This window comes from Bacillus sp. MBGLi79, from assembly GCF_002953915.1.
The window spans coordinates 4,417,908-4,425,374 of record NZ_CP026521.1 but is presented as its reverse complement, the minus strand read 5'-3'; the positions used below and the strand labels follow the sequence as shown (position 1 = coordinate 4,425,374).

4 protein-coding genes and 2 pseudogenes are annotated in these 7,467 nt (G+C 43.1%); 3 read left to right on the top strand and 3 right to left on the bottom strand.

What is annotated here, in order from left to right:
* Window positions 1-21 precede the first annotated feature (21 nt).
* Window positions 22-542: pseudogene (locus C1T29_RS22585) on the bottom strand (serine hydrolase domain-containing protein); the annotation flags it as partial.
* A gap of 248 nt (window positions 543-790) precedes the next feature.
* Here C1T29_RS22585 and C1T29_RS22580 point away from each other — a divergent pair.
* Window positions 791-2,812: a serine hydrolase domain-containing protein gene (locus C1T29_RS22580; RefSeq protein WP_103749251.1), complete on the top strand. Its 2,022-nt coding sequence runs from the start codon at window positions 791-793 to the stop codon at window positions 2,810-2,812.
* Between the two features lie 360 nt (window positions 2,813-3,172).
* Here the strand turns inward: C1T29_RS22580 and C1T29_RS22575 are convergent, their stop codons facing one another.
* Window positions 3,173-5,248 (bottom strand): transglycosylase domain-containing protein, encoded by a 2,076-nt coding sequence (locus C1T29_RS22575; protein ID WP_103749252.1) that lies wholly within the window; start codon window positions 5,246-5,248, stop codon window positions 3,173-3,175.
* A gap of 201 nt (window positions 5,249-5,449) precedes the next feature.
* On the opposite strand from C1T29_RS22575, the gene speE reads away from it, so the two are divergent.
* Together speE and speB are read left to right on the top strand one after the other, a co-directional pair.
* A complete protein-coding gene (gene speE / locus C1T29_RS22570; RefSeq protein ID WP_003227543.1) occupies window positions 5,450-6,280 on the top strand; it encodes a spermidine synthase in 831 nt (276 codons plus the stop codon).
* 60 nt (window positions 6,281-6,340) lie between these two features.
* On the top strand, window positions 6,341-7,213 hold the full coding sequence (gene speB / locus C1T29_RS22565; protein WP_103749253.1) for an agmatinase: 873 nt from the start codon (window positions 6,341-6,343) through the stop codon (window positions 7,211-7,213).
* Window positions 7,214-7,260: 47 nt separating this feature from the next.
* Here speB and C1T29_RS24950 read toward each other — a convergent pair.
* Window positions 7,261-7,467: pseudogene (locus C1T29_RS24950) on the bottom strand (hypothetical protein); the annotation flags it as partial.

The following is a 7,467-nucleotide window of genomic DNA, read 5'->3' as shown; positions in this document are numbered from 1 at the left end:
TTATTCGTATTTCCTTTTTGCCTACTTGCTAAATTCAGCAAGTAAAATATTTTTAAAAGGATCAAGACTATTCTCTTTAAGGCTGTTCAAATTGACGGCCAATGTATGCTTGCCTCCAAGTGTGCCTCAGAATGCCACCTGTGTGTCCCCATATCGATATACCGTTTGGAAGCTTAGTTACATAGATTCCAAGACCATATCCATCCATTCCTTCTATTCCTGTAGGAACTGTAGTAAGCATTTGTTTTAGTCGCTGTTCCTTCAGTAATTTGCCACTAAGTAAGAAAAAAATTTGTTAAATCGTCAGCAGTAGAAATCATATCTCCATCCGAGTTACCTGGTTAGAATAAGTCCGTTGAATTACCAGGTAGGAATGTATTCGACAATTCAAGCGGTTCAATAATTCGATTTTCAACCTCTTCCGCATAGCTGTTTCCAGTTACTTTTTCAGTAAGGGCGTATCTTGTGTTTGAGTAGGACCAGCCCCTTCCTGGGGCAAAGTCTGGGAGCAGAGAAATCCCCATCTTTACTAATTCTTCAGCATTTATTGTTAATACTTTAAAACTGCTCCTTGATTCTAAGTGTTTTTCTGTCACATACAGTAGTGTCAAAATGTCATGATTTTTATGACATAGCTATCAATACAGCCTTATTCACTCAATTTTTGTTGTCCTTTATAAATATGACAAAAGCTCACTATCGACTATGACTTACCCCTTGCTACACTCTGTTCATACGCTAACTCGTTGTGCTGACAAAAAATCCGAATCAAATAAAGGAGCGTATAAAAATGAAACAAGCAATTAACAAACTGGGGATCGTTGCAATTCTTCTTTCTTCTTCAACTATGATTTCTGCTTGTTCCCAACAAGAAGCAGGAAAATCAAAACCATCGGCTTCCACGACTAATATCCAAATTGCGAAAGGACCTAATAATAAAAAAGAAATAGAATCTTTTGCTGATCCGTTATTTGAAGAAAAAATGAAGAAGTACAATGTGAACGGTTCTAGTTTTGTCGTGGTTCACGATGGAAAGGTCGTTGTCAATAAAGGGTATGGATATGCTGATAAAGAAAAGAAAATCCCCGTTACTAAGGACACGGTTTTTCAAATCGCTTCAGTCTCAAAAACTTTTACTGCTTTGGCTGTGATGCAGCAAGTTGATAAAGGAAAGCTTAAACTAGATCAAGATGTACAAAAATACCTTGGTGGATTAAAAATACCTAATCAAACAGGGAAACCTCTTACCCTGTTTGATATGCTCACTTATACTAGCGGGGTAGATTTTCCCGATCTCACAAATATAACCGGACCTGAATATATTAATAATAATATACCAATGAAAGAATTTTTCTCTAAACATATGCCAACAGTGATACGGCCACCAGGAGAAGCTTATACGTATGACAACGTCTCATTTGCGCTCGCGGGGTTAGCAGTAGAGAATGTTACTAGCACCTCTTTCTCAAAATATATGGAAAAGAATATTTTTAAACCATTAGATATGAAATCTACAAGTATGAGCTTTACACCTGATCTTCTCGAAAGAATGGCTACACATTATGGTCCCACTGGCGACCCGATTCCAACAAGCGGGAGCGGTTTAAGGGATACGCCACAAGGAGGCATTTTATCTACTGCGGAAGACATGTCAAAATACATGATTATGCAACTGCAGAAAGGAAAGTTTAAAGACAAAGAAATTGTAAGTGAAAAAAGCATAGATATGATGCATGCCTATCAAGTTTTTGATGATAAGACGATTCCTGTTGCAACAATTGGGTTTGAAACGCCTTTTAATGAATTTGCTAACGGTCAACACGTTGTAATAAAAGGGGGGAGCATGCCTGGACATCAATCATTGCTGATCTTAGTGCCTGAACAAAAAACAGCATTCTTCATGTCTTACAATAATGATTCAATGATGAGTGTAGACATATATGAAACTCTCATGGATCACTATTTCCCTGCTAAGAAGAATGAAGGAAAACAAAGTTATCTCCCGTTAGAGGAAAAAGAAGCTCATCAATACTTGGGCCTATTCCAAAATACGCGTTTCGCTGCAATTCGCACTCATTTTACTTATGAAAATGGGAACCTGGTCATGGAGGGTGGAACTGGAAAACAAGTTCTCAAAATGATTCATCCGTTGTTATTTGAAGATTCGGAAGGTAACAAAGTTGCTTTCAAAAAGAATTCAGCTGGAGAAATCGCATATTTTCACTACAACTCTCCTAAAAGCCTTGATTTTGTAGCAGATGCCCAGAGAATTAACAACAAACCACCTTTTGATGACGTTCCACAAAAGAGTAACTATAGAAGTCACATTGATAATCTTCATGCTCTAAATATTATGGGTGCTAAAATAGGTAATCAATTCAATCCGATGGACATCATGACACAAGGAGAGTTTACGGATGCGTTGTTACTTGCTTATGGATGGAACGGTTTTCCAGACGACTCCAAGGAGGCAAGGGAAAAAGTTATGAAAGGAATTCCGGAGTATGACCGTGCTACTCCGATTACCCGACAGGTCGCAGCAACCATGATTCAAAACTTAAAGCAACTTCATGACATGAAACCGATTCAACCTGACAAAGCTATTAAAGTTAAATTACTTGATGCTGCGGATGACTGGGCAATTCAATCGATTCAGGCACTTGCCTCCCAAGGAATTCTAGATCCTGATACTTCCCTCAATGCTGACGGATCCTTTATGTTCCGTCCGAAAGATCTGCTACTGCGTCAAGAAGCAAGTGCCTTGCTTGATTTAGCTTTTGGCTATTATGCATTGCCTATTAAACGACAATAGATATTTATCCTGATTTGAATAATGAAAAAAATTGCATTCTAGTATCTTTTCAGCATCAAGCTAAAATAAAACAAGAAATTCAACTTTATAAGAGCTTTATGGAAATGGAAATGATTCTAAAGATAATGCGATACATCTTAAGTTTTTGCATTGAAAGAAGGGGTTCTGGTGCAAATACTTAGGAAAGATATAAAGGGGCAAAACATTTTCTAGTGGAATCTAGTCTTAAGCAGGAATTCCAAAAAGTTGATTGATGAAATTCACTTGAGTTCGGACAGACTTATCCAGTGAAACAAGTTGCTTCCATGGGGCATTGACCAACCATACGAATAACCCGGCCTCCGAGAAGCCGGGTTATTTTCAATGATTTCGCCCCAGCCATTTGTCCCACCATTTTTTCTCGGAAGCGGGCTTTTCTTTGGCTGGAAGCCGGTCTTTTGTTTGTTTTGCGGGTTCTGCCCCGTAGCACACGTTTGATGGTTCTGTGCCTTTCACAAAATATGTGTAATGCTTTGCGGCACAGCCGGGACCTGATGAGTAGCCTGTCTTTGGATCAATGTACACGCCGGTTACGCCTTTTGGCGGCTTGAACGCGGTTTCCGGATCGCCCTTGAGCGCGTTCTCCATGAAGTCCGCCCAAATGGTTTTAGCATAGCTTTTTTCTTCGACCGAGTCGATGGTGCTGTTTTTGTCATAACCAGTCCAAACACCCGCGGCCAGCTTCGGATTGAAGCCGATCATCCAGCTGTCTGCGCTGGTGGTTCCTGATTTTCCGGCATACGTTCTTGTCAGGCGGTTGGCTATCGTTCGTCCGGTTACCGATGTATATCCGTTTAAATCGGTATCAAACATGCCTGTCATCATACTCGCCGTGACAAAAGCGGCTTTTTCATCAAGAACTTGTTTATGCTGACTCGGGTTTTCGTACAGCACATGGCCCGCCGCGTCCGTAACTCGCGAAATAAAAGTCGGTTCGATTTTCTTTCCGCCGTTTGCGAGCATGGCATAGGCGTTGACCATCTCAATCGGGCGTACGGGTTCAGTGCCGAGTGCCAGGGACGGCAGTGCTTGAAGATGGGCGGTAATGCCGAATTCCTTTGCGGCCTTTACGAGTTTGTTCGTGCCGAGAAAAAGATGCGTTTTCACAGCGTAAATGTTGTCGGAAAGCGCCAGCGCCTGCAGAAGCGTAATCGGCTTGTTGGCGTAGTATCCGTTATAGTTGCTTGGAGAATAGGTTTCTCCCTTTGCATCAATTTGAAACTCGGTTTCTTCGCTTTTCATCAAAGTGACTGGCGTAAATCCGCTTTGAATCGCTTTATAGTACAGCAATGGCTTGATCGTCGAAGCAGGCTGGCGCTTCGCCTGTGTCGTCCGGTCAAACGGGCTTTTTTGATAATCCCTGCCGCCGACAAGGGCGAGAACGTTTCCGGTGCGGGGATCAATGGCTGAAAACCCGACTTGAATGTCAGAGCCCGCGTTAACCGTTTTGGTAATGGTCTCCTCGGCGATGCGCTGCATCCGTTTATCCACCGTTGTATAGACGTTTAACCCACTCGTTTCAATTTGCTCCCGTGTCATGCCGAGCTTTTTCTCCAGCTCTCTCATCGCATTGTCGTAGAAATAAGGAGCCTTTCTCTTGGAAACTTGCTTATTCAAAGGCTGATAGGAAAGAGGTTCCTTGATCAATTCATCCGCTTTCTTTTGGCTGATCATCTGCTGCTTTTCCATCATCCGCACAATTGTTTTCTGGCGTTCCTTGGCCTTCGTCTCATTGACATACGGTGAATAGCCGGAAGGGCCTTTCGGGATACCTGCCAAAAGCACCGCCTCCGCATCCGTCAGGTTTTTGGCATGCTTGCCGAAATACAGGCGGGAAGCTGCTTCAATGCCGTAGGCGCCGTGTCCGTAGTAAATCGTATTTAAATAGCCTTCTAATATCTCGTCCTTAGAATAGTTTTGTTCCAGACGGATCGTGTAGAATGCCTCATTCCATTTCCGTTTCCACGTTTTGTCGTGTTCAAGGTATAAGTTTCTCGCATATTGCTGGGTGATGGTGCTTGCACCCTGAACCTTGGCAAATGCTTTCAGATCAGCAAGCGCCGCGCCTGCCATGCGTTTATAATCAAAGCCGTGATGATCGTAGAAATTCTGGTCTTCAATCGCCACTGTCGCTTTTACGATCGTCGGATTCATGTCCTTTAAGGGGACCCAATAGCGCTTTTCGCCGTAGTTCGTTTCCCCGAGCTTTGATCCGTCACTCGCATACAAAATCGTGGATTGCGGCACCTGCACCGAGGGAGCGCCCTGGTATTTGGCTATCAAAATGACAGTCATAAACACGGCCGCTGCCGCAAAGGCCGCAAAAGCCCCTAAAAAGATAAAGGCGCGAACGGTTTTCAGCGTCAGTCTCAGCCGTTTATTTGTCATTGCATCCACAACGGGTTCCCCCTTTTTTTATGTTTCTACTATTATGAGGAAAAAAGATCGTTTTTAAACATTGCTGAACAGGACGCATCTTTACTTTTTTCCCGCCATCCTCTATACTTTTTCCTTAGGTGAAAATGAGATTTCAACCGAGAATAAAAGCTGATTAGACGCTTACAATAAATGAATACAGCCTGGAAAGGGAGATGACAATTGAGCGAACTTTGGTACACAGAGAAGCAGACGAAAAACTTTGGCATTACGATGAAGGTTAACAAAACGTTACATACAGAACAAACGGAGTTTCAGCATTTAGAAATGGTGGAAACAGAAGAGTTCGGCAACATGCTGTTTTTGGACGGCATGGTGATGACATCTGAAAAAGACGAATTCGTCTATCATGAAATGGTGGCGCATGTGCCATTATTCACGCACCCAAATCCGGAGCACGTTCTGGTAGTCGGCGGCGGTGACGGCGGCGTTATCAGAGAAATCCTGAAGCATCCAAGCGTGAAAAAAGCGACACTTGTAGATATTGACGGCAAGGTGATCGAATACTCTAAAAAGTTCCTTCCTTCTATCGCAGGCAAACTGGATGATCCGCGCGTTGACGTGCAGGTAGATGACGGATTTATGCACATTGCGAAATCTGAAAATCAATACGACGTCATCATGGTAGATTCAACTGAACCAGTCGGACCGGCTGTAAACCTGTTTACAAAAGGATTCTACGCAGGAATCGCGAAAGCGCTGAAAGAAGACGGCATTTTTGTCGCACAGACAGACAACCCATGGTTTACACCGGAATTAATCACAAATGTACAGCGCGACGTGAAGGAAATCTTCCCGATTACGAAGCTGTATACGGCGAACATTCCGACATATCCAAGCGGTCTGTGGACATTTACAATCGGCTCGAAAAAATATGATCCGCTTGCAGTGGAAGACAGCCGTTTCTTCGATATTGAGACAAAATATTACACAAAAGATATTCATAAAGCGGCGTTTGTTCTGCCGAAATTTGTGAGTGACCTGATTAAATAATGATGGTATGGCGCAGGAGCGAATCTTGCGCTTTTTTACAGGAAAGCGAGGGTATTATAGATGAGATTTGATGAAGCTTATTCAGGAAAAGTATTTATCGCGAGCCGTCCCGAGTGGGAAGAGGCGGACGCCATTCTTTACGGCATGCCAATGGACTGGACAGTCAGCTATCGCCCGGGCTCACGCTTTGGCCCAAGCAGAATCCGTGAGGTATCAATCGGCCTTGAAGAATACAGCCCATATTTAGATCGTGATCTGGCTGATTTGAACTTTTTTGACGCCGGCGACATTCCGCTGCCGTTCGGTAATCCGCAGCGAAGCTTGGATATGATTGAAGAATACGTGGACAGCATTTTAGAAAAAGGGAAGTTCCCAATGGGTATGGGCGGGGAGCACCTCGTGTCATGGCCTGTCATTAAAGCGATGTACAAGAAATACCCAGATCTTGCGATTATCCATTTTGACGCACATACAGATCTTCGTGTTGATTATGAGGGAGAACCGCTTTCTCACTCCACGCCGATCCGTAAGGCGGCAGAATTGATCGGACCGCACAATGTGTATTCATTCGGAATCCGTTCCGGCATGAAAGAAGAGTTTGAATGGGCGAAGGAAAACGGCATGCACATCTCGAAATTTGAAGTGCTTGAACCGTTGAAAGAAGTGCTTCCGAAGCTGGCGGGCCGTCCGGTTTATGTCACAATTGACATTGATGTATTAGACCCTGCCCACGCACCGGGAACAGGAACGGTTGACGCCGGCGGCATCACGTCTAAAGAACTGCTTGCATCCGTCCATGAAATCGCGCGTTCAGAGGTAGACGTAAAGGGCGCTGACTTAGTGGAAGTCGCACCGGTTTATGACCACTCAGAGCAAACGGCAAACACAGCCAGCAAAATCATCCGTGAGATGCTGCTTGGGTTTGTGAAATAGTTTTAATAAAAAAGGGCCTGAATTACATCCAGGCCCTTTTTTATCTTTTAATTATTTAAAGTCATTTTATAAGAAATTCTTTTATTAGATTTTTCGTCTATAACAGTATAATAAGCAGATACTTTTGATGATTCAGGGTTGAAATTTTTATAATTTATTTTTTCATCGGGATACAAACTTAGTCCTACGTATCCTAGTACTGTTTTCCCTGGTGGAATCTCTGTATTGAATTGATACTTATCCGGCAAATCATA